We start from the raw sequence: 21,313 nt of genomic DNA on the forward strand, positions 1-21,313 counted from the left end.
GTAAAAAGGGACGGGGCGCTGCCCCCGCGGCCCTGACGGGCCGCTCCCCCGGGATATTTTTGGCCAAATGAAGGGGGCCAAGAGAACAGGGAACTGGTCCCGCAACCAGATAAAAGTGGCGCAAAATGCGCCCGAGACAGGGAGTTTTACCATGACTAAAGTCATCAAGAACGGGACAATTGTCACCGCGGATCTTACCTATAAATCGGATGTCCTGATCGAAGATGGGGTGATCACTGCGATTGGCCCCAACCTCAAAGGTGATGAGGAGCTGGATGCAACTGGCTGCTATGTGATGCCGGGCGGGATTGATCCGCATACCCATCTGGAAATGCCCTTCATGGGCACCTATTCGACAGATGATTTCGAAAGCGGCACCCGTGCCGGGCTGGCTGGCGGCACCACTATGGTCGTGGATTTTGCCCTGCCAAATCCGGGTGAAAGCTTGCTGGACGCGTTGAAGCGCTGGGATAACAAATCGACGCGCGCCAACTGCGATTATTCTTTCCACATGGCGGTGACCTGGTGGGGCGAGCAGGTCTTTGACGATATGAAGACCGTGATCGAAACCCGCGGCATCAATACCTTCAAGCATTTCATGGCCTATAAGGGCGCGCTGATGGTCAATGATGACGAGCTGTATTCCAGCTTTCAGCGCCTGTCTGAACTGGGCGGCATTGCCATGGTCCACGCCGAAAATGGTGATGTGGTGGCGGAGCTGTCGGCCAAGCTGCTGGCTGAGGGCAATACCGGCCCCGAGGCCCATGCCTATTCTCGCCCGCCACAGGTAGAAGGCGAGGCCACCAACCGTGCCATCATGATTGCCGATATGGCCGGGGTGCCGCTTTATGTGGTGCATACCTCTTGCGAGGACAGCCACGAGGCGATCCGACGGGCCCGCCAGCAGGGCAAGCGGGTCTGGGGCGAGCCGCTCATCCAGCACCTGACGCTGGATGAGAGTGAGTATTTCAATCCCGATTGGGACCATGCTGCGCGCCGTGTGATGTCGCCGCCGTTCCGGAATAAACAGCATCAGGATAGCCTTTGGGCTGGGCTGCAGTCAGGTTCTCTCTCGGTTGTTGCCACCGATCATTGCGCCTTTTCGACTGAGCAGAAACGCTATGGGCTTGGCGATTTCACCAAGATTCCCAATGGCACCGGCGGGCTGGAAGACCGGATGCCGATGCTTTGGACACATGGGGTTGCCACCGGGCGGATCACGCCAAATGAATTTGTTGCCGTGACCTCGACCAATATCGCCAAGATCTTGAATTGCTATCCTAGGAAGGGGGCCGTTCTGGTTGGCGCCGATGCCGATCTGGTGGTCTGGGATCCGGAAAAAACCAAGACCATCGCTGCCAGCACCCAGCAATCCGCCATTGACTATAATGTCTTTGAGGGCAAAGAGGTCAAAGGCTTGCCACGGTTCACCCTGACGCGCGGCCAGGTGGCGGTGCATGATGGCGAAATTCGTTGTCAGGAAGGCCATGGCCGCTTTGTTGAGCGCGAGGCCAACACGACGGTGAACAAGGCGCTTTCGACCTGGAAAGAGCTGAGCGCCCCGCGGCCTGTGCAGCGCACTGGCATTCCCGCAACCGGCGTCTAATGAGGGCCGGGCTGCGGTGGCATCTCTGCCGCGGCCCCCTCGCAGTCTGAGCAAGGCAACATTATGAATACTCAAACGACTACCCAGGCCCATGCCCCGCAGGGTGCCCCCGAGGCCGTCGTCGAAGCGAAAAACCTGGATCTGGTTTTCCCGACAAATGATGGCCCCGTGCAGGCGCTGAAGGATGTGAACCTGACGATCAACAAGGGCGACTTTGTTTCGTTCATCGGCCCCTCTGGCTGTGGCAAGACCACATTCCTGCGGGTGATGGCAGCGCTGGAACATCCCACTGGCGGCAGCATTACCGTGAATGGCATGAGCCCGGATGAGGCCCGCAAACAGCGTGCCTATGGCTATGTGTTTCAGGCCGCTGGCCTGTACCCTTGGCGTACCATTGCCAAGAACATCAAGCTGCCGCTTGAAATCATGGGGTTTTCCCGCGCGGAACAGGACAAGCGGGTTGAGCAGGTGCTGGAACTCGTCGAGCTGTCCGGTTTCGGCGGCAAGTATCCCTGGCAGCTGTCTGGGGGGATGCAGCAGCGCGCCAGTATCGCCCGCGCGCTGGCCTTTGATGCGGATATCCTTTTGATGGATGAACCTTTTGGGGCGCTGGATGAGATCGTACGCGATCACCTGAATGAACAGCTATTGAAGTTATGGGCACGCACCAACAAAACAATCGGTTTTGTCACCCATTCGATCCCCGAGGCGGTTTATCTGTCGACAAAAATCGTGGTGATGTCACCGCGCCCTGGTCGAATTACCGATGTGATCGAAAGTACCCTGCCACATGAGCGCCCCTTGGACATTCGTGACAGTCAGGAGTTCATCGATATCGCTCATCGTGTGCGCGAAGGCCTGCGGGCAGGGCATGCCGATGACTAAGGGGAAAATCGCACACAAAACCAGGGAGGGGCGGCGATGAGAACCTTTCTTTCCGTCCTGACCGTGCTGGCCGCGATTGTTGCCTTTTGGTATGCGGCCTGCGTGCCGATGAACATCAAAGGCGTGTTGGACACAGCTGAGCGGGCTGGGGCCGAAGTGACCCCTGTGACCTCAAAGGAGCGCCGAAATATGGGCAGCTTTGGTCTGGTGGCCAGTAACAGCTTTGCCATTGCAGCGACCTTTAGCCAGGATCGCCCCCGTCTGCCTGCACCGCATCAGGTGGTGCGTGAACTGTGGAACACCACGGTGATGAAGAAAGTCACCTCGAAGCGGTCCTTGGTGTACCACGGGCAGGTGACGCTGAAGGCGACGCTTTTGGGCTTTGTCATCGGCACCGGGCTTGGCATTTTGCTAGCGGTGGGTATCGTGCATTCACGGGTGATGGATATGTCGGTGATGCCCTGGGCGATTGTCAGCCAGACCATCCCTATTATCGCGCTGGCACCGATGATCATTGTGGTGCTTTATTCCATCGGGGTACAGGGGATCCTGCCCAAGGCGATCATCTCGGCCTATCTGAGCTTCTTTCCTGTGGTGGTAGGCATGGTCAAGGGGCTGCGCAGTCCTGATGCGATGCAGCTGGACCTGTTGAAAACCTATAGCGCCAGCACCAGCCAGGGGTTCTGGAAACTGCGGCTTCCCTCCTCGATGCCCTATCTCTTTACCTCATTGAAGATCGGCATTGCGGCCTCGCTGCTGGGGGCGATCGTCGGCGAGCTGCCTACCGGGGCGGTTTCTGGTCTGGGCGCGCGTCTATTGGCGGGCAGCTATTATGGTCAGACCGTGCAGATCTGGTCGGCGCTATTTGCTGCGGCCATTCTGGCGGGGCTTTTGGTGGCTTTGCTGGAAGTGATCGAGAAGACGCTGTTGAAACGGATGGGGATGAGCGGATGATGAGACTGTGCAATGGGGGCGCTGCCCCCGCCGCGAAAGCGCGGCTCCCCCGGGATACTTGCGGCCAAATGAAGCGGGTAACGGGCGCGCCACTGTCAGCCTGGACCGGCAAGGGAGACCTGCAATGATTTTGGTTGTTCTGGCGGTTCTTGTCTGGTGTGCCGGCTGGTGGTTGAACAGCCGTCTGGCCAATGGGGTCGGCGCTGACACGCGGGGGGTAAAACTGTTGGTGCCGGTGATTTTTGGTATCACGGTGCTCTTGGTGTGGGAGCTGTTGGTGCGGGGGCTTGAGGTGTCCCTGGTGATCCTGCCGGCCCCCAGCCTGATTGTGGAGCGCTTTGCGGTCTCTTTGCCGATCCTGTGGAAGGATCTGGCACAGACCTTTCTGAAGGGAGCCCTGTCTGGCTATATCATTGGCTGTGGCGCGGCCTTGTTGATGGCGGTGGCCGTGGATCGTAGTGATTTTCTGCGCCGCGGCTTGTTGCCGGTTGGCAATTTTGTTGCCGCCCTGCCTATCGTTGGCACCGCGCCCATTCTGGTGATGTGGTTTGGCTTTGACTGGCAGTCAAAGGCGGCGGTGGTTGTGGTTATGGTGTTTTTTCCCATGTTGGTGAATACCGTGGCGGGGCTGCGCGAGACCTCTGCCATGCAGCGCGATCTTATGCAGACCTATGCGGCCAGCTATTGGCAGAGTTTCTTCAAGCTCCGCTTGCCTGCGGCTTTGCCTTTTATTTTCAATGGCCTGAAGATCTCGACCACGCTGGCGCTGGTGGGCGCAATTGTAGCAGAGTTCTTTGGCTCTCCGACTGTGGGGATGGGGTTTCGGATATCGACCAGCGTTGGCCAACTGGCGCTTGATATGGTCTGGGCCGAAATCGTGGTGGCGGCGCTGGCCGGGTCTTTCTTTTACGGGGCAATTGCCTTGATCGAGAAAAGCCTGACCTTCTGGCATCCCTCGCAACGCGGATAGGAACCACTGGTCAGCGCGCGGTCTGCGCGCTGGCAGATCCTCCAAGGGGCGTTCTGGGGGGAGGCCATGGGGGTGGTGAAAAAACCATCACGGGCCCATCAACAACGCTCAATCGCTGCGCAAAAGGGCTAAGTTGCTCATAAAATTCTAATAATAATATTTGATCGAAGGGTCAAATTCGCGCAAGCTTTCGACATAACCAACGGGAGAACAATCTCATGAAACACATTTTGACAGCCGCCGGTCTGGCGTTTGCATCTGTCGGCGCGGCTCAGGCTGCAGATGACGTGAAACTGCAGCTGAAATGGGTGACACAGGCACAGTTCGCTGGCTACTACGTAGCCCTGGACAAAGGGTTTTATAGCGAAGAGGATCTGAATGTCACCATTCTGCCAGGTGGCCCGGATATTGCGCCAACCCAGGTGATTGCAGGCGGCGGTGCCGATGTTACCGTAGAATGGATGCCAGCTGCCCTGGCCGCGCGCGAAAAGGGCCTGCCGCTGGTCAATATTGCCCAGCCTTACAAGAGCTCGGGGATGCAGCTGACCTGTTGGAACGATACCGGCATTGCCGCACCTGAAGATCTGACAAACCGCACGCTGGGTGTATGGTTCTTTGGCAATGAATTCCCCTTCATGAGCTGGATGAGCAAGCTTGGCATTTCCACCGAAGCAAAGGGCGAGATGGGCGTCGAGGTTCTGAAGCAGGGCTTTAATGTTGATCCGCTGTTGCAGCGTCAGGCGGATTGTATTTCGACCATGACCTATAACGAATATGGCCAGGTTCTTGATGCGGGCGTTTCTCCGGATGAGTTGATTACCTTCAAATATGAAGATCAGGGCGTCGCAACGCTGGAAGACGGTTTGTATGTTCTGGAAGAGAACCTGGAAGATCCCGCCTTTGTGGAGAAGATGGAACGCTTTGTGCGGGCCTCTATGAAGGGCTGGAAATACGCCGAAGCCAATCCGGATGAAGCTGCGGAAATCGTGCTGGACAACGATGCTTCTGGCGCGCAGACCGAACACCACCAGCAGCGCATGATGCGCGAGGTTGCCAAGCTGACTGCGGGCAGCAATGGGGCGCTGGATGTTGCAGATTATGAGCGGACGGTGAAAACCCTGCTTGAAGGCGGCTCTACTCCGGTGATCACCAAGATGCCAGAAGGGGCATGGACCCATGTCATTACCGATGCGGCTTTGAAATAGGCCCCATGACTGGGTGATCTGCACCATGTAGGGTGCTAGAAAAAATTAAGAACTCCGCCGAACATTCTGGTTTGGCGGAGTTTTTTGTGGACGAACTCGAGAGGTCGGTCCAGAGGTCAGGGCTGTTGCAGAAAACCGCCGTATTGGCCGCGTTTGAACACCAATCCGTTGCCGGGGCGGGAGGTGACCTGGGTGACCTCGCCCAGGACGATGCTGTGATCTCCTGCCGGATGCACCTGGTACAGGCGGCAGTCAAAGCGGGCAATAGGGTTGCGCAGGGCCGGGGTCTGGGCTGGGCTTAGTTGCCAGTTGTCCTGGGTAAAGCCGTCGCCGTGCAGGGCAAAATGCTGCGCCATGTCGAACTGGTCTTCGGCCAGAACATGGATGGAAAACCGCTGTGCGGCCACAAAGGCATCATGGCGCAGAGAGCTGCGGTCCGGGCACCAGAGCAGCAGCGGTGGATCCATCGAGACCGAGGTGAAGCTGTTGACAGTGATCGCCAGCGGGCCGTTTTTGGTCAGCGTCGTGACCACGGTTACACCGGTGGCAAATGATCCCAGCGCATCCCGATAGGCCCGTAGGGTATCGGCGCCGGGCGTAAAACTGGTTTCGGACATGTCGCGCGCCTCGCTTCAGGGCTTTTTGCCTGCCTGCCATGTGCCGCCGTGATTGTCCACTGGGTTCAGGTCTTCGAGCAGGCGCCCATGGCGTTGGGTCTGCTCGATAACATCGCGCAGGGTGAGAAAGCCGCGGGCCTGCAACAGCGGGATCATTTTCACCAGAGCGGAAGCGGTGGCCTGGGCATCGCCCAATGCGGTATGACGCTGCGCTGCTGGTATGGTAATTTCCAGCCGCGCGCAAAGCGCGTCCAGCGTATGCGGCACCGAGGCGCCAAACAACACGGCGCTTAGCAAGACTGTATCAAGAATTGGGTGATCCCACTGCACCCCGGTGCCTTTGGCGTGGCGGCGCAGAAAGGCCATGTCAAACGGTGCGTTATGGGCGACGATCACCGCATCCGTTGCAAAGTGGTGAAAGGCGGCTGCGGCGGTGGTGATTTCTGGCGCATCGGCGACCATTGCGGGGCTGATGCCATGAATGCGGCTGGCAGATTCGGGAATCGGACGGCCGGGGTTTACCAAGGTGTCAAAGCGCTCGCCTGTGACCTGGCGCCCGTTCAGCACCCTCACCGCGCCGATCTGTACGATTTCGTCCCGGTGAGGCAACAGGCCGGTGGTTTCGGTGTCAAAGACCACAAAGCATTGCTGCTGCAGCGGGCGGTCTGCGATTTCATGCAGCGGGCGTACAATGAGGTCAAAATCAAAGACCAGTGGGTGGGCGTCTTGCGGTGTAAGGACGGTGGCGGGCGCGTCAAAGATCAGCACATAGCCGTCGCCCTGGCCCAGGGGTTTCAGGCAGATCGCAAAGTTCTGTGCCTTGTCGCGGCTTGCGACCTGTGCCCTGACCTCCTGCCCGGTTTTGTGCATCTTGGCCAGGGCGGTTTCCAGCGTGCTGCGGTCCAGATAGTCATACAGAGAGGCGTTGAGCCGTGGCTGGGCGATCCGGGACAGAACCGCGGCAGCCTGGGCATCATAGAGCACGATGCGATGATCCGGCCCCAGCATCACGGTGGCCACTGGGATTTCGCTTAATAGCTCTGTCAACCGTTGTTTTTCCGCTTCCAGCCGGGCGGTCTCTTTGGCAATGCTACGCGCAGTTTGCAGGGTGTTATCGCCCAATTGCCCCGCAAGCCCGGCCGCCGCCGGGGCGAGATCACCAAGATAGCGCGCAGTCTGTGCGTCGATGTCGCGCGAAATGCCGCCATGGGCCTGTAGACGCATTTCCGCTGCGAGCGTCTCGATCGGCTTGGCCACATGTTCATCAAACAGCAGCCATATTGCGGCGCAGATACCAAGACAGGCAAAGCTGCCGAGAAGCCCGGTGAAAACAAACGGATCCAGCAGCGCAGGCAGGCCAGCGCGTTGATACCCAAGCCAAAGGCCGCCGGTAAAGATCGCAATATTGCCCAGGGCAATCAGGCCAAAGAACAGGAAAATCCGCAGGCGCAGGCTCAGATGTGTCAGCATCTCATCCCTCCCGGCATAGGGTGGTCAGTAGGCCGTCATCAGCCGGTGGTGACACCCAGTCGAACCCGCTTGTGTCGCCGTCCGGTAGAAAACCAGTCTCGCCGGAGATCACAGCGCGCTGCCAGCCTGCGCAGTCCATCAGGGTGCTGAGCTGGCCAATGGGGGCCCAGCGGCCAAAGAAATAGGTTTCAACCAAGTGCTGATCGGGCTGTGCCGGGTGGCTGCGCCGGGTGGTGCGGTCCAGGGCGACAAAACGTTCGGTATAGGGAAAGACATAGGTCCAGGGGCGATAGAGGCTGCGCCGCTCGACGGTTTCGGCAACCACTAGCCCGGCAGGAAGGCCGGCCACGGTACGGCTGTACCAGCCATATTCCGATGCCACAGTGACGCCGATCATCGCGAGTCCAGCCGCAACAGGGGCCAGCCAACGCGGCAGGCGCCCGCCGCTGGCGGCGTTCACCAACATCACCACGCCCGCAACGGCGATGCCGGCAAAAATCACTGCGATCAGTTCCAGAAACATCAAAGACTCCTATGGCTGTTTGGGGCTCAGCTGAGCATTGCTTTACCGTGTCCTAGCGCCGATTGCATCGTCTTTACGACGACAAAGGCATCGCGCAGGTGGCTGCGTTCAAAATCTGACAGGTCGGCAGGCGCCAAATAGTTGTCGGGCACTAGAGAGTGGCGCACCCGCCGGGCCTGATGTTCCAGCCGGGTCTGTGCAATCAGATCATAGGCATCCAGCAAATCTCGCCCACCTCGGGGGCTGACAGTGCCCGCCGTGGCAGCCGCCTTGAGCCGGGCGCGGGTATTGACCACATCTATCCCGGCCTGCAGCGCATAGATACGCGCCAGATCGGTCACCGGCACCACGCCGTTATGTTTCATGTCCAGCCTGTTGCGGTGCTCGCCAGAGCGCAGGGTCGCAAGGCCGCGCAACAGCCCGAGCGGCGGTGTGTGTTTCAGCGCGTTGGAGGTCATATGCGCAACAAAGATGGAATTGGCGCTGGCGGCTGCCAGCCCCTGGGCCTGAAGCGGGGCAAACAAGGCGGTATCACCGCCGATGGGACGCAGATCAAACATCACCGAGGCCAGCATCTGTGCCTCGGGGCCGGGTTTGGCAATCCAATCCGCAAAATAGTCGTGCCAGACCTGCAGCGGCTGGCGCCAGCGTGGGGTGCTGGCCATCATGTCACCGGGGCAATAGACATAGCCGCATTGGTTCAATCCGTCGCAGACAAAATCGGCCAGTTTGGCAAAATAGCGCGTACCGTCGGCGGTGATGCTATCGGCAAGGATCAGGCAGTTGTCCTGATCCGAGACACCAGTCTGTTCCTGCCGCCCCTGGCTGCCGCAGGCCAGCCACAGATAGGGCACCGGGGCAGGGCCCAGCCTGGCCTCTGCCAGTGCAAGTAGCCGCCGGGTAACGGTATCGGCAATATCGGTGATCAACCGGGTAACCACCTCGTGCCGGTTGCCGCCCGCCACCAGCTGCATCAGCAGTTGCGGAATATCGGCCGTGACCTGTGCCATTTCGGCAGCCGTATCGGCGCGTGCGATCCGTGCGACCAACTCGGCTGAGGTGATGGCCTGAAACCGGGTCAGGTCCGTCTGGGTGATCATGCCAAGCAGCTGGCCGTTCTGTGTCACCGGGATATGGCCGATATGATGTTCCATCATCGCGTGCAGCACATCCGAGCCAAGCGCCCCTGGCGGCAGGCTCTGGGGGGCAGGCGTCATGATCTGGTCAACAGGGGTGCTGGCCGGTAGCCCCTCTGCCAGCAGCTTTTCGGTCAGGTCCCGGGTGGTCAGAATGCCGAGCAGCCCGTGATCTTCGTGGATGCAGACACAGGAAATATGGTGCTGCCGCATCAGTTGCGCCGCGCTTTGGCAGCTTAGCCCCGGTGCGCAGGTCAGCGCCGGGGAGGCCATGATATCCTTGGCGCGCAGGGTGGTCAGCCCACTCTGGCGCGTGGCCTCGGGGCGGCGGCGATCAAAAAAACGTGCCACCGTAGGTTCATCCTGCATCAGCGCGTCAAAATCGGCGCGCGGCAGCAACAGCAGCAAGCTGTCCGTATTGGTCCGGGCAGAGGTTTCGGCCCGCCCGCCCCGCGTCAGCCCGCGTTCCCCAAAGGAATTGCACGGCCCCAGGATCGACAGGGTCATGTCGTTCTCATCGGTGATTTCCACCTCGCCGTGATGCACCAGATAGAGCCCCTTCAGGTCTTCTCCCAGCGCATAGATCGGGGCATCTGCGGCCAGGGCCACCAGGCGAAACTTGGGGGCCAAAGCACGCAGGTCATCTGGTCCGAGGCTGTCATAGGGGTGCACAGAGGCAAGAAAGCGGAGCAGATCGGGTTCGGAAATCGGCATTGCACAGACCTGTTTAAAAAGGGCGACGGGAAAGAATGTTGATGCCCGCCCGAGGGGCGACCCCGGGCGGGCATAGGAATAAAAAGGAACGGGCCATCAGGATAGAACCTGAGGGAGAGGCCCGTCCAGTCGGGATCAGTGATCCTGTGCAGCGCCTGCGCCACGTGGGATCCGCACGCTTTCGACCAGGTCTTTGATCTCTTGCGGGGTTTCCTTGGTGATGCTGGCCACCAGATAGGCCGTAGCGAAGTTGATCGCAGCGCCAATGGCCCCAAAGGAGGTTGACTTGATCGTGCCCAGCAGCGGGTCAGCATCGGTAAAGGAATTGGTCTCCGGAATGAACAACCAGCCCTTGTGCAGGAAGATGTAGATCAGGGTGACACCCAGACCGGCCAGCATACCAGCCACGGCCCCGGTGTTGTTGATCTTGGTCGAAAAGATCCCCATCATCAGCGCCGGGAAGATCGAGGCCGCCGCCAGACCAAAGGCCAGTGCCACGGTCTGCGCCGCAAAGCCGGGAGGGTTGAGGCCCAGATAGGTGGCAACTGCGATGGCAACCGCCATGGCAATACGCGCCGACAACAGCTCTCCTTTTTCCGAAATGCTCGGATTGATCGAACCCTTGATCAGATCGTGCGACACCGCAGAAGAGATCGCCAGCAGCAGACCTGCCGCCGTGGACAGCGCCGCCGCCAGACCACCCGCCGCCACCAGGCCAATAACCCAAGAGGGCAGGTTGGCGATTTCAGGGTTGGCCAACACCAGGATATCGCGGTTGAAGTTGGTCAGCTCGTTGCCGACCCAGCCCATTTCAGCCGCTTTGGCCTGCATATCCGCATTTTTGTCGTTGTAATACTGGATATGGCCGTCGCCGTTTTTGTCTTCCCAGGCCAAGAGTCCGGTTTTTTCCCAGGTGGCCATCCAGTCGTAGCGGGCATCGTTTTCGATCTGCTCGACTGAAACCGCCTGCGCATCGGTGCCATTGGGCCACATCATATCGGTGATATTCAGTCGTGCCATGGCACCAACAGCAGGCGCGGTGAGGTACAGCAATGCGATGAAAACAAGCGCCCAGCCAGCCGACCAGCGCGCATCTGCGACGCGTGGTACAGTGAAGAAGCGCATGATCACATGAGGCAGACCTGCGGTACCAATCATCAGCGACAGGGTAAACAGCACCATATTGAAGGTATCGGCATGGTGGGCGGTGTATTCATTAAAGCCCAGTTCACGCACAATGGCGTCCAGCTTTTGCAGCAGAGGCTCACCGCTTGCGACGTGGTCGCCAAACAGGCCCAGTGCCGGGATTGGATTGCCGGTCAGCTGCAGCGAGATGAAGATGGCCGGGATGGTATAGGCCATGATCAGCACGCAGTACTGTGCCACCTGGGTATAGGTCACGCCCTTCATGCCGCCGAACACCGCGTAGGCGAATACAACACAGGCGCCGATCAGCAGGCCAGTGGTATTGGAGACTTCCAGAAAGCGGCCAAAGGCAACGCCAACGCCGGTCATCTGGCCGATCACATAGGTGGTAGAGGCGACGATCAGGCAGATCACCGCCACGATACGCGCGGTTGGGCTGTAGAACCGATCACCGATGAACTCGGACACGGTGAACTTGCCAAACTTGCGCAGATAGGGGGCGAGCAGCAGGGCCAGCAGCACATAGCCACCGGTCCAGCCCATCAGGAAGGAAGAGTTGTCATAGCCGGTAAAGGCGATGAGACCCGCCATCGAGATGAACGACGCCGCAGACATCCAGTCGGCCGCGGTGGCCATACCGTTGGTGACAGGGTGCACGCCGCGCCCCGCAGCATAGAATTCCGATGTAGAGCCCGCGCGGGCCCAGATCGCGATGCCGATGTAAAGCGCGAAAGAGGTGCCCACAAACAGCAGGTTGATGGTAAACTGATCCATGGCCTATTCCTCCTCGACACCGAATTCACGGTCCAGTTTGTTCATCCGGAAGGCGTAGAAAAAGATCAGGCCCAGAAAGACCAGGATGGATCCCTGCTGGGCAAACCAAAAGCCCAGGTCACTGCCGCCAACCGCAATGCCTGACAGCATCGGACGCAACAGAATGCCAAATCCAAATGAAACGACAGCCCAGATCACCAGGCTAACAAGAATGATCCGCACATTGGCCTGCCAATAGCCTTTATCGGCCTCGGCTGTCTGTGCAGCTTTTGTTTTATGGTCCGCCATGGCGGCTTCTCCTTCTTCCTCCAGGACCTGCGAGAGGGATCAAGCAGGCATACAAATTGGTTTGCCTGCCGCCCGGATCTTCGCAAGAAAAAGGGGCATCAGGCATGGCTCCGCCCTGCTGCTGACACGAGCCAGCAGAATGGGTCGGGGTTTTTGGTAGATATGTTCAGACCCCGGCGAAGTCGGCCGGGGCCTTGGGCGCGAAGGCCTTAGGCAGTGGCAGCCTGGACAATTCTGGCAAGACCGCCGGAAATGTTGCTGATATCGCCCATGGCGTCGATCTTTTGCAGCGCGCCTTTGTCGCCGTAGTAGGCGATCAAGGGCGCGGTCTGTTGATGGTAGGCTGCCAGTCGGCTGGCAACGGTTTCGGCGGTGTCATCGGCGCGGCGGGTCATCTCGGTGCTGCCGCATTTGTCACAGGTGCCCGCCGTTGCGGGCTGTTTGAAACTGTCGTGGTAGCCTTCGCCACAGCCGCCACAGGTGTAGCGCCCGGAAATCCGGGTCACCATGGCATTATCATCCACCTCCAGGCTGATGGCTGCATTGATCTTCTGGCCGGTCTCGCCCAGCAAGACATCCAGCGCTTCGGCCTGAACCGTGGTGCGCGGAAAGCCATCCAGAATGACCCCCTTTGCGCAGTCGGGTTCGCCAAGACGGTCGCGCAGGATGTTGATCACGATCTCATCCGAGACCAGACCGCCCGCTGCCATCACCGCCTTGGCAGCCTTGCCGGCCTCGGTGCCTGCGGCCACAGCGGCGCGCAACAGATCGCCGGTCGACAGCTGCACCAGGCCGAAGGTCTCTTCGAGAATGCGGGCCTGGGTGCCCTTCCCGGCGCCGGGGGGGCCAAGAAGGATCAAGACAGCAGGGCGGGTTATTACGTCGGTTGTCATGCTGTGATACTCCTTATTTCGTTCGGTTGGCGATTAGATCATCGACCACCGAAGGGTCGGCCAGGGTCGAGGTGTCGCCAAGCGCGCCAAAGTCGTTTTCGGCAATCTTGCGAAGGATCCGGCGCATGATCTTGCCCGAGCGGGTTTTTGGCAGGCCAGGGGCCCATTGGATCACATCAGGGCTGGCGATGGGGCCGATTTCGGTCCGCACCCAGGTGCGCAGCTCTTTTACCAATTCATCAGATGGCTCGCGGTCGTTCATCAGGGTGACATAGCAATAGATGCCCTGGCCCTTGATCTCATGCGGATAGCCCACCACGGCGGCTTCGGCGACGGCGGAATGGGCCACCAGGGCGCTTTCGACTTCGGCGGTGCCCATCCGGTGCCCCGAGACATTGATCACATCATCAACGCGGCCGGTGATCCAATAGTCGCCATCCTCGTCGCGGCGACAGCCATCCCCGGTAAAGTAATAACCTTTGTAATCCGCAAAATAGGTCTTCTGAAAGCGCTCGTGATCACCCCAGACGGTGCGCATCTGGCCAGGCCAGCTGTCCTTGATGCACAGCACCCCCTCAACCCCGTTGCCGCTGATCTCTTCGCCAGACTGCGGATCCAGAACCACGGGCTGGATGCCAAAGAAGGGCTTCATTGCCGAGCCGGGTTTGGTGGCATGGGCACCGGGCAGGGGGGTCATCAGATGGCCGCCGGTTTCGGTCTGCCACCAGGTGTCAACGATGGGGCAGCGACCGCCGCCGACAACGTCATTGTACCAGTTCCAGGCCTCGGGGTTTATTGGCTCACCCACGGTGCCCAGCAGGCGCAGCGAGGACAGGTCGCATTTTTCAACCCATTCATTGCCCTGACCCATCAAGGCGCGCAGTGCGGTAGGGGCGGTATAGAACTGGTTGACTTTGTGCTTTTCGCAGACCTGCCAAAACCGGCTGGCGTCTGGGTAGGTGGGGACGCCTTCGAACATCAGCGTGGTGGCCCCATTGGCCAGCGGACCATAGACAATATAGCTGTGGCCGGTGACCCAGCCCACGTCAGCGGTACACCAGTAGATGTCGCCGTCGTGGTAATCAAAGGTGATCTCATGGGTCATCGCCGCATAGGCGAGATAGCCACCGGAGGTATGAACCACACCCTTGGGCTGGCCGGTGGAGCCAGAGGTATAAAGCACAAAGAGCGGGTCTTCGGCGTTGATCTCTGCGGGCTTGCAGTAGTCATTCGCCTCCAGCGCCATCTCGTTGTAGTCATAGTCGCGATCGGCAACCCAGGTGGTCTGGCCGCCGGTCCGTTTTACAACCAGGCATTTCACGGAATCCTTACAGTGCAGTAGCGCCGCATCCGCGTTGGACTTCAGTGGTGTCTTGCGACCGCCACGGGGGGCCTCATCCGCAGTGATCAGCACCTTGGCGTCAGAACCATTGATCCGAGCCGACAGCGCATCAGGGCTAAAGCCGGCAAAGACAATCGAATGGATCGCGCCGATCCGGGCGCAAGCCAGCATCGCATAGGCGGCCTCGGGGATCATCGGCAGGTAGATTACCACCCGGTCGCCTTTTCGAACGCCCATGGTTTCAAGGATATTGGCCATGCGGCAGGTGCGGCGGTGCAGCTCCTTGTAGGTAATATGCTGGGCCGCTTCATCCGGATCATCGGGTTCAAAGATAATCGCGGTTTGGTCGCCGCGGGTATCCAGATGGCGGTCAATACAGTTGGCCGATACGTTCAGCGTGCCATCGCTGTACCAGTTGATCGAGACCTCGCCAAAATTGAAATTGACATCCTTCACCGTGGTGAAGGGTTTGATCCAGTCGATGCGTTTGCCTTGCTCGGCCCAGAAGGCTTCGGGATCCTTGAGCGAGGCGGCATACATTTCCTCGTATTTTGCGCTGTCGACATGGGCGCGGGCGACGGTGTCCGCGGATGGCGCGTGGGGCTGAGCCTGGGGCTGCTGTGTCATGCTGTGTTCCTCCCTGATAGTCTGTCGGCGTATCGCCTGTCGGAATGACCCCACAACTGGTGGGCGTTACTGTCAAACCGTTTCCTTCCCTGGCGCTGATAATAGGGTGCGCAGAAAATAAGTGAATAAGATCTGGTAAAATAACGGTTTGCTTGTAAATGAATTTCCGTGCAAGGGCGAGCGTTGAAAATTTGTCACCAAAGCGTCAGTAAAATCCGTTATGAATATGGGAATTATTAGTCAACGTTGCGGGGCTGCGGGATCTGAATATTTGTGAAATTTATCGACCAAATCACCTGCATTCGGATTCTTTCCGCCGCGACAGGCTGCGGCATTTTGTGCCCATGACCGATGTTTGCGCTAAAATTCCGGCCGGGTGGCGCAACTTTCTTGCGTCCAATAGTGAGGCGGTGAACGGATTATAGGCAGCCCGGCCTGCGCGGCTGGTGGAACCGGGCGGGGAAAGCGGCAATCTCTGTTTTGGGGGACGCTGCGGGCTTGGCAGTATTGTCAGATAGAGTTAGCGTACCGGCAAGCGCCTGCACCCTGGCCGCTGCCAATATGGCGGCTGGATGGCGACAGGCGCAACATGGGAGATGAATATATGAAGACGATTTTGACTGCCGCTGTGACGGCTGCGGCTGGGTTTGCCCTGGTTGGTGAAGCCGCTGCGACAGAATGGAATGTTTCGGTCTGGGGCAAGCGCCGCGCCTTTACCGAGCACGTTGAAAAACTGGCAGAGCTGGTCAGCGCCAAAACGGATGGCGAGTTCACGCTCAACATCAGCTACGGTGGCCTGTCCAAAAATAAAGAGAACCTCGACGGGATCTCTATTGGTGCCTTTGAAATGGCGCAGTTCTGTGCCGGCTATCATCGTGATAAGAACCCCTCGATCACCGTGCTGGAACTGCCCTTCCTGGGCGTGAACACCCTGGAAGAGGAAGTCGCCGTCAGCCATGCGGTCTATGACCATCCTGCGGCGCAGAAAGATCTGGCGCGCTGGAATGCAAAGCTGCTGATGACCAGCCCAATGCCACAGTATAACATCGTTGGTACTGGTGATCCCCGCGACACCGTGGCTGATTTCAAAGACATGCGGGTGCGTGCCACCGGCGGTATCGGTCAGGCCTTTTCCGCAGTTGGTGCGGTGCCCACCTCGGTGACAGCCACCGAAGCCTATAACGCGATGGAATCCGGTGTTGTCGATACCGTGGCCTTTGCACAGCACGCGCATCTGTCCTTTGGCACCATCAACCGCGCCGACTGGTGGACAGCCAACCTGAACCCCGGCACCGTGAACTGCCCGGTGGTCGTCAACACCGATGCCTATGACGCGCTGAGCGGCGCAGAGCGTGAGGCACTCGACAGTTCTGTTGATGAGGCCATCGCACATTACCTCGACAACTACGGGGCCTTGCTGGCAAAGTGGGACCAGGTTCTGGAAGAAAAGGGCGTCACCAAGGTGATGATGTCCGAGGAAGAGCTGGCGAAATTCCGCACCACGGCCGCTGATCCGATCCGCGAACAGTGGATCAAGGACATGGAAGCCCAGGGAATTCCCGGTCAGGAGCTTTATGACCTGGTGATCAAGACCCTCACCGACACCCGCGCAGGCAACTAAGCCGGGTCGCTGGACGATACGGGGCTGAGAGACTTCTCTCTCGGCCCCGTTTTTGGTGTTAGAAAACTCTCTTTATAGAAAGGTGAGCCCATGGCGGGAAACGCCGCGGTGCTGGAAGATGGCAGCCTGATCAGCCGTCTTGACCGCAAATTGCTACATGTCGAGCAGGTCTTGGCGCTGCTGAGCGGCCTGGCTGTCTTTTCACTCATGCTGCTGGCCGTTGTTTCGGTTGGCGGACGCAACGCGCTGAATGCGCCCTTGCCCGGCTATGTGGACTGGATCGAACAGGTCATGCCATTGATTGCCTTTATGGGCATTGCCTTTGTGCAGCGCGATGGCGGCCATATCCGCATGGATATCGTCATTGGTGCGCTGCGTGGTCGGGCGCTTTGGCTGTTTGAACTGGTTTCGATTCTGTTGATTCTGCTGCTGATGCTGGCCCTGGTCTGGGGCAGTTGGTCGCATTTCACCCGGTCGTTTGATTTTGCCGCGCCTCTCTGGAGCCGCGACAGTTCAATTGATATCGGCCTGCCGATCTGGCCCGCGAAACTGCTGGCACCGGTGGCCTTTTCAGTGCTGTGCCTGCGCCTTGTGCTGCAGGCTTGGGGCTATGGCCGGGCGATGGTGCTGGGATTGGAAAATCCCCCGGCGGTGCCAATGATTTTGGATGCGGCGGAACAGGCCGCAGCAGAGGCCGAACAGTTGGTTGGCCATGAAGATGATGACGCTATGAGCGGGCAGGGGTAACGGGCATGGAACCAATTGAAATTGGCCTTTGGGTCACCAGCTTTTTGCTTGTGCTGGTTGTTGTTGGCATGCGGGTTGCCTTTGCCGCCGGTCTGGCGGGCCTGGTCGGGCTTATCTGGATCTTCTGGGCCAAATTCGGCTACAGCCCGGATAAATTTGGCAAGGCGCTGACCGTGTCGGTCAAGATTGCCGGGCAGGTGCCGCATTCCAAGGTTTCCAGCCAGGCGCTGAGCCTGATTCCCACCTTCATCCTGATCGGCTATCTGGCCTATTATGCGGGCCTCACGCGGGCGCTGTTTGAAGCGGCCAAACGCTGGATCGCCTGGCTGCCGGGCGGGCTTGCGGTATCGACCGTTTTTGCCACTGCCGGTTTTGCAGCGGTGTCGGGGGCGTCGGTTGCGACCTCGGCGGTCTTTGCACGGATCGCCATCCCGGAAATGCTGGCGATTGGCTATAATAAACGATTTGCAGCGGGGGTTGTGGCAGCAGCCGGGACCCTGGCTTCGCTGATCCCGCCTTCGGCGATTCTGGTGATCTATGCCATTATCGTTGAACAGGACGTGGGCAAGCTGCTGCTGGCTGGCTTTATTCCCGGCGCCTTCAGCGCAGTGGTCTATGTGCTGCTGATTGTTGGCATTGCGATGGTCTTTAAGAATGTCGGCCCGCCCGTCACTGGTTTCACCTGGCGTCAGCGTTTTGAAGCGCTGCCCGGGGCGCTGCCGATTGTCTTTGTTGTCGTGATCATCATCTGCTTTGTCTACAACCCCTTTGGCGGCGATGCCTGGGGCACCCCAACCGAGGGCGGCGCACTGGGGGCTTTTGTGGTCTTTTGCATGGCGCTCTGGCGCGGCATGCGCTGGGGGGAGTTCAAATCGGCGCTGCTGGAGACGGCCAAGCTTACCGTGATGATCTTTACCATCATTTGGGGCGTGCTGATCTATGTGCGCTTTCTGGGCTTTGCCGATCTGCCGGGGGCCTTCTCTGACTGGATTACCAGCCTTGAGATGTCGCCTATGGTGATCCTGATCTGCATCCTGCTGGCCTATGCCGTGCTGGGGATGTTCATGGATGCCATTGGCATGCTGTTGCTGACCCTGCCGGTGGTCTACCCGGCGGTGATGGCGTTGAATGGCGGCGAGAGCGTGGCGGCAGCAGACAGCGCCTTTGGCATGTCAGGGCCGATGTGTGCGATCTGGTTTGGCATTCTGGTGGTGAAAATGGCCGAGTTCTGCCTGATTACGCCGCCGATTGGTCTCAACTGTTTTGTTGTGGCCGGGGTGCGCGATGATCTGAGCGTGCAAGACGTATTCCGCGGCGTGATGCCCTTCTTTATCGCCGATGGCGTGACGATTGCGCTTCTGGTGGCCTTCCCCGCCATCGTGCTCTACCTGCCGAGCCTGGCACAGTAGTAAGACCTCCCTTTTGGGGGAGGAAAAAGGGCGGCGCGGGTTTGTCCCATGCCGCCCTTTTCCATGCGTATTGGTTTATGCGTATTGGACTGTTTTATGCACTGGGCTGCGCGGCCGCTGGCCCTACGTGACCATAGATGAGAAACGGACAGCAATAGATCAGGTTGCCTTCTTGCTGCCCATGTCAAAGGGGGCGTGAGGGGCTCTGGCTCGTTTTGATTTCTGCAAGCAGGTGTGAGGATCAAATCGCTATTGATCGATATGAAACATCACATCTTTCCCCTCTGTACAGAACGGGGTGAAAAATCCGGTGACAAGCCGAAACCATGACGGATATCACCCAGCCAAAAAAGCCACCAAGCTATTGAGCTTGGTGGCTTTTTATGGCTCCGGCGGTAGGGATCGAACCTACGACCAATTGATTAACAGTCAACTGCTCTACCGCTGAGCTACGCCGGAATACGGGTTCGATATAGCTTTGCGGTTTTTGCGCGTCCAGAGGAAAACCGCATATATCAAAAGTTTTTTTCCAGCCTCTTTACCAAGAGCTGCAGGAGAGGGGAGGGGCTTGAGGCGGAACCGCGAACGCGGTGGCTGTTTGGCAATCTCCTGCGGATGTGTCTCCTGAGGTCTGCGCCGTCCACTGCGCCGCCGTATTCCTTGTTCAATTGCATCATGGTTCAAGATAGGGTCTAACTAACCTGACCTCGCCGAGGGGATCTGTTATTGTAACCCTCTGAAAGCCGAGCAAGATAGTCGAGGCTTTGCCGCGTTGCGCGCGGCCGGGCCCCTGTAAACATAGCAATATCCGTCAACAGTATCCCGCCGATCTGGGACTGTTTTTGCTGAAAATACTGGCGAATCTGTCGCCATTCCATCTGCCAAGAGAAAGTTCTATGCCGTGGTAATTGCACCCAAACCCCCGCTTCTGGCCGTCCTTATCGATGCGGACAATATCTCTGCCAAACATGCAGAGGTCATGTTCGAAGAGATCGCCTCGCTTGGCGAGGCCAGTATTCGTCGTATCTATGGCGATTTCTCTGGCAGCGGTGCGCAGGGCTGGACCAAGGAAAAGCTGGCGGCTTTGGCCATTGTTCCGCACCAGCAGTTTGCCAATACCACAGGCAAGAATGCCTCGGATATTGCTTTGGTCATTGATGCAATGGATATCCTGCATTCCGGTCGATTTGACGGCTTTGTCTTGATTTCCTCGGACAGTGATTTCACCCGGCTGGCCAGCCGCATACGCGAACAAGGGGTGGATGTTTTTGGCATGGGAATGCGCAAAACCCCTGCTGCATTTGTAAAGGCCTGCAAGCGTTTCATCTATGTCGAGAACCTGATCCCCGAGCCGACAAAGACACCACAAAAACCAAAGCTGCAAAAGGAAGAAGCCTTGGTTGGTGCTCCGGCGCAACTGGAAGACCCAAGCAAGCTGGTGAAGCGCGCCATGGATGCAATTAATCAGGATGACGAATGGTTCACGCTGGGGCAGATTGGCCAGTACATCAGCGCCGCTGCGCCTGACTTTGACACCCGCAGCTATGGCAAACGTAAACTCAGCGATCTGATATCAACGTTGAAAACTTTCGAAACAAGACGCGGTGAGGGCAACCAGATTTTGGTGCGCCGGTTGGACTGAGTTTTTGACCGTTTTTTGCCTGCGCCAAGCTGTCAGTGCACCGTGACCACCGTGCAATCGGCCTGCTGACTGATTTTCTGCGACACGCTGCCTTGGAAAATGCGTTTTATCGGGCCCAGTCCTCGGTGGCCAATCACGATCATGTCTGCGCCGACCTCTTTGGCCATGCTGAGAATGCCTTCATCGTCACTGCCGTTCACCACACGGGTTGAGACGGTCTTGGCACCCAACTCTTTGGCACGGCTGGCAGCGCGGGCTGCGATTTCGTCACCGATCACAGAGATAACTCTCTCGCGGTCTGCTCCGGAGAGATCACCCGAGAACAGGGCATCCATGTTGGACGGGATGTCCCCCAGATGAATAGGTTTCTGCGATTTGACATGGTGCACCAAGTGCTCAACCTCGGCCATGCGGCTCAATTCGTCTACCTGGGCACCATGCTGCAATACGTGACCGACAGTCAGCGGAACAGCGAGTTTGGCGGCAAGCTCGGCTGCCAGACTTACCGCCCGATCCGCCGTTTTCGAGCCGTCCGTTGCGACGAGGATACTGGAAATCATGTCTCCCTCTCCCTTTTGTATGATGGGAGAGAGACTAAAGAGGGCGGTATTCAGGCGCATTGACGCAAGTCAAGACCCGGCACATATTCCGATGCTCTGCTCTGGGAAATAGCCTATCCATCCATGATCTGTGGTTGGCGCACCGGCGGGGCTCAGATGTTCTTGCGCAGGCTGTGGCGCGTCA

The 21,313-nt window shown here is 58.6% G+C and carries 18 protein-coding genes and 1 tRNA gene; 9 read left to right on the top strand and 10 right to left on the bottom strand.

Annotated features, from left to right (window positions below; genetic code table 11):
- Positions 1 to 151 precede the first annotated feature (151 nt).
- From hydA to LRK71_RS07035, 5 genes are all read left to right on the top strand, one after another.
- A complete protein-coding gene (hydA, locus tag LRK71_RS07015; protein WP_232402149.1) occupies positions 152 to 1,606 on the top strand; it encodes a dihydropyrimidinase in 1,455 nt (484 codons plus the stop codon).
- 63 nt (positions 1,607 to 1,669) lie between these two features.
- On the top strand, positions 1,670 to 2,491 hold the full coding sequence (locus LRK71_RS07020; protein ID WP_232402151.1) for an ABC transporter ATP-binding protein: 822 nt from the start codon (positions 1,670 to 1,672) through the stop codon (positions 2,489 to 2,491).
- Positions 2,492 to 2,527: 36 nt separating this feature from the next.
- Positions 2,528 to 3,445 (top strand): ABC transporter permease, encoded by a 918-nt coding sequence (locus LRK71_RS07025; RefSeq protein ID WP_232402153.1) that lies wholly within the window; start codon positions 2,528 to 2,530, stop codon positions 3,443 to 3,445.
- A gap of 124 nt (positions 3,446 to 3,569) precedes the next feature.
- On the top strand, positions 3,570 to 4,415 hold the full coding sequence (locus LRK71_RS07030; RefSeq protein WP_232402155.1) for an ABC transporter permease: 846 nt from the start codon (positions 3,570 to 3,572) through the stop codon (positions 4,413 to 4,415).
- A gap of 218 nt (positions 4,416 to 4,633) precedes the next feature.
- Positions 4,634 to 5,620, top strand: coding sequence for an ABC transporter substrate-binding protein (locus LRK71_RS07035; protein ID WP_232402157.1), 987 nt, complete (start codon positions 4,634 to 4,636; stop codon positions 5,618 to 5,620).
- A gap of 116 nt (positions 5,621 to 5,736) precedes the next feature.
- Here LRK71_RS07035 and LRK71_RS07040 read toward each other — a convergent pair whose 3' ends face one another.
- The 8 genes from LRK71_RS07040 to acs all read right to left on the bottom strand — a co-directional run bounded on the left by LRK71_RS07040 (position 5,737) and on the right by acs (position 15,150).
- Positions 5,737 to 6,237: a flavin reductase family protein gene (locus tag LRK71_RS07040; RefSeq protein ID WP_232402159.1), complete on the bottom strand. Its 501-nt coding sequence runs from the start codon at positions 6,235 to 6,237 to the stop codon at positions 5,737 to 5,739.
- 15 nt (positions 6,238 to 6,252) lie between these two features.
- Entirely contained in the window at positions 6,253 to 7,707 is a 1,455-nt protein-coding gene (locus LRK71_RS07045) for a 3'-5' exonuclease (RefSeq protein ID WP_232402160.1), read from the bottom strand.
- Between the two features lies 1 nt (position 7,708).
- Complete coding sequence (locus LRK71_RS07050) at positions 7,709 to 8,230, bottom strand: hypothetical protein (RefSeq protein WP_232402162.1); 522 nt, start codon at positions 8,228 to 8,230, stop codon at positions 7,709 to 7,711.
- 26 nt (positions 8,231 to 8,256) lie between these two features.
- Positions 8,257 to 10,080, bottom strand: a complete 1,824-nt coding sequence (locus tag LRK71_RS07055; protein ID WP_232402164.1) for a DUF294 nucleotidyltransferase-like domain-containing protein — start codon at positions 10,078 to 10,080, stop codon at positions 8,257 to 8,259.
- A 135-nt stretch (positions 10,081 to 10,215) separates the two neighbouring features.
- Positions 10,216 to 12,000 (bottom strand): sodium:solute symporter family protein, encoded by a 1,785-nt coding sequence (locus LRK71_RS07060; protein ID WP_232402167.1) that lies wholly within the window; start codon positions 11,998 to 12,000, stop codon positions 10,216 to 10,218.
- A 3-nt stretch (positions 12,001 to 12,003) separates the two neighbouring features.
- Positions 12,004 to 12,288, bottom strand: a complete 285-nt coding sequence (locus LRK71_RS07065; protein WP_232402169.1) for a DUF4212 domain-containing protein — start codon at positions 12,286 to 12,288, stop codon at positions 12,004 to 12,006.
- A 209-nt stretch (positions 12,289 to 12,497) separates the two neighbouring features.
- Positions 12,498 to 13,181 carry an adenylate kinase gene (locus LRK71_RS07070; protein ID WP_232402173.1) on the bottom strand — a complete coding sequence of 228 codons (684 nt, stop codon included), beginning with the start codon at positions 13,179 to 13,181 and terminating at the stop codon, positions 12,498 to 12,500.
- Between the two features lie 13 nt (positions 13,182 to 13,194).
- Positions 13,195 to 15,150: an acetate--CoA ligase gene (gene acs, locus LRK71_RS07075; protein ID WP_232402175.1), complete on the bottom strand. Its 1,956-nt coding sequence runs from the start codon at positions 15,148 to 15,150 to the stop codon at positions 13,195 to 13,197.
- 604 nt (positions 15,151 to 15,754) lie between these two features.
- On the opposite strand from acs, the gene LRK71_RS07080 reads away from it, so the two are divergent.
- The 3 genes from LRK71_RS07080 (at position 15,755) to LRK71_RS07090 (ending at position 18,927) form a co-directional block, all read left to right on the top strand.
- Complete coding sequence (locus tag LRK71_RS07080; protein ID WP_232402176.1) at positions 15,755 to 16,771, top strand: C4-dicarboxylate TRAP transporter substrate-binding protein; 1,017 nt, start codon at positions 15,755 to 15,757, stop codon at positions 16,769 to 16,771.
- A gap of 90 nt (positions 16,772 to 16,861) precedes the next feature.
- The gene (locus LRK71_RS07085; RefSeq protein WP_232402177.1) at positions 16,862 to 17,518 is read left to right on the top strand and encodes a TRAP transporter small permease subunit; all 657 of its coding nucleotides are present in this window, start codon (positions 16,862 to 16,864) and stop codon (positions 17,516 to 17,518) included.
- 5 nt (positions 17,519 to 17,523) lie between these two features.
- Complete coding sequence (locus LRK71_RS07090) at positions 17,524 to 18,927, top strand: TRAP transporter large permease (RefSeq protein WP_232402178.1); 1,404 nt, start codon at positions 17,524 to 17,526, stop codon at positions 18,925 to 18,927.
- Positions 18,928 to 19,311: 384 nt separating this feature from the next.
- On the opposite strand, the gene LRK71_RS07095 is transcribed toward LRK71_RS07090, so the two are convergent.
- Positions 19,312 to 19,386: transfer RNA gene (locus tag LRK71_RS07095), tRNA-Asn, on the bottom strand.
- Positions 19,387 to 19,834: 448 nt separating this feature from the next.
- Between LRK71_RS07095 and LRK71_RS07100 the strand changes: the two genes are divergently transcribed.
- Positions 19,835 to 20,569 carry an NYN domain-containing protein gene (locus LRK71_RS07100; protein WP_408635990.1) on the top strand — a complete coding sequence of 245 codons (735 nt, stop codon included), beginning with the start codon at positions 19,835 to 19,837 and terminating at the stop codon, positions 20,567 to 20,569.
- Positions 20,570 to 20,601: 32 nt separating this feature from the next.
- Here LRK71_RS07100 and LRK71_RS07105 read toward each other — a convergent pair whose 3' ends face one another.
- Positions 20,602 to 21,129 carry a universal stress protein gene (locus LRK71_RS07105; protein WP_232402180.1) on the bottom strand — a complete coding sequence of 176 codons (528 nt, stop codon included), beginning with the start codon at positions 21,127 to 21,129 and terminating at the stop codon, positions 20,602 to 20,604.
- Between the last annotated feature and the right edge of the window lie 184 nt (positions 21,130 to 21,313).

The organism is Pseudophaeobacter flagellatus (assembly GCF_021228235.1).
GTDB classification, from domain to species: Bacteria; Pseudomonadota; Alphaproteobacteria; order Rhodobacterales; family Rhodobacteraceae; genus Pseudophaeobacter; species Pseudophaeobacter flagellatus.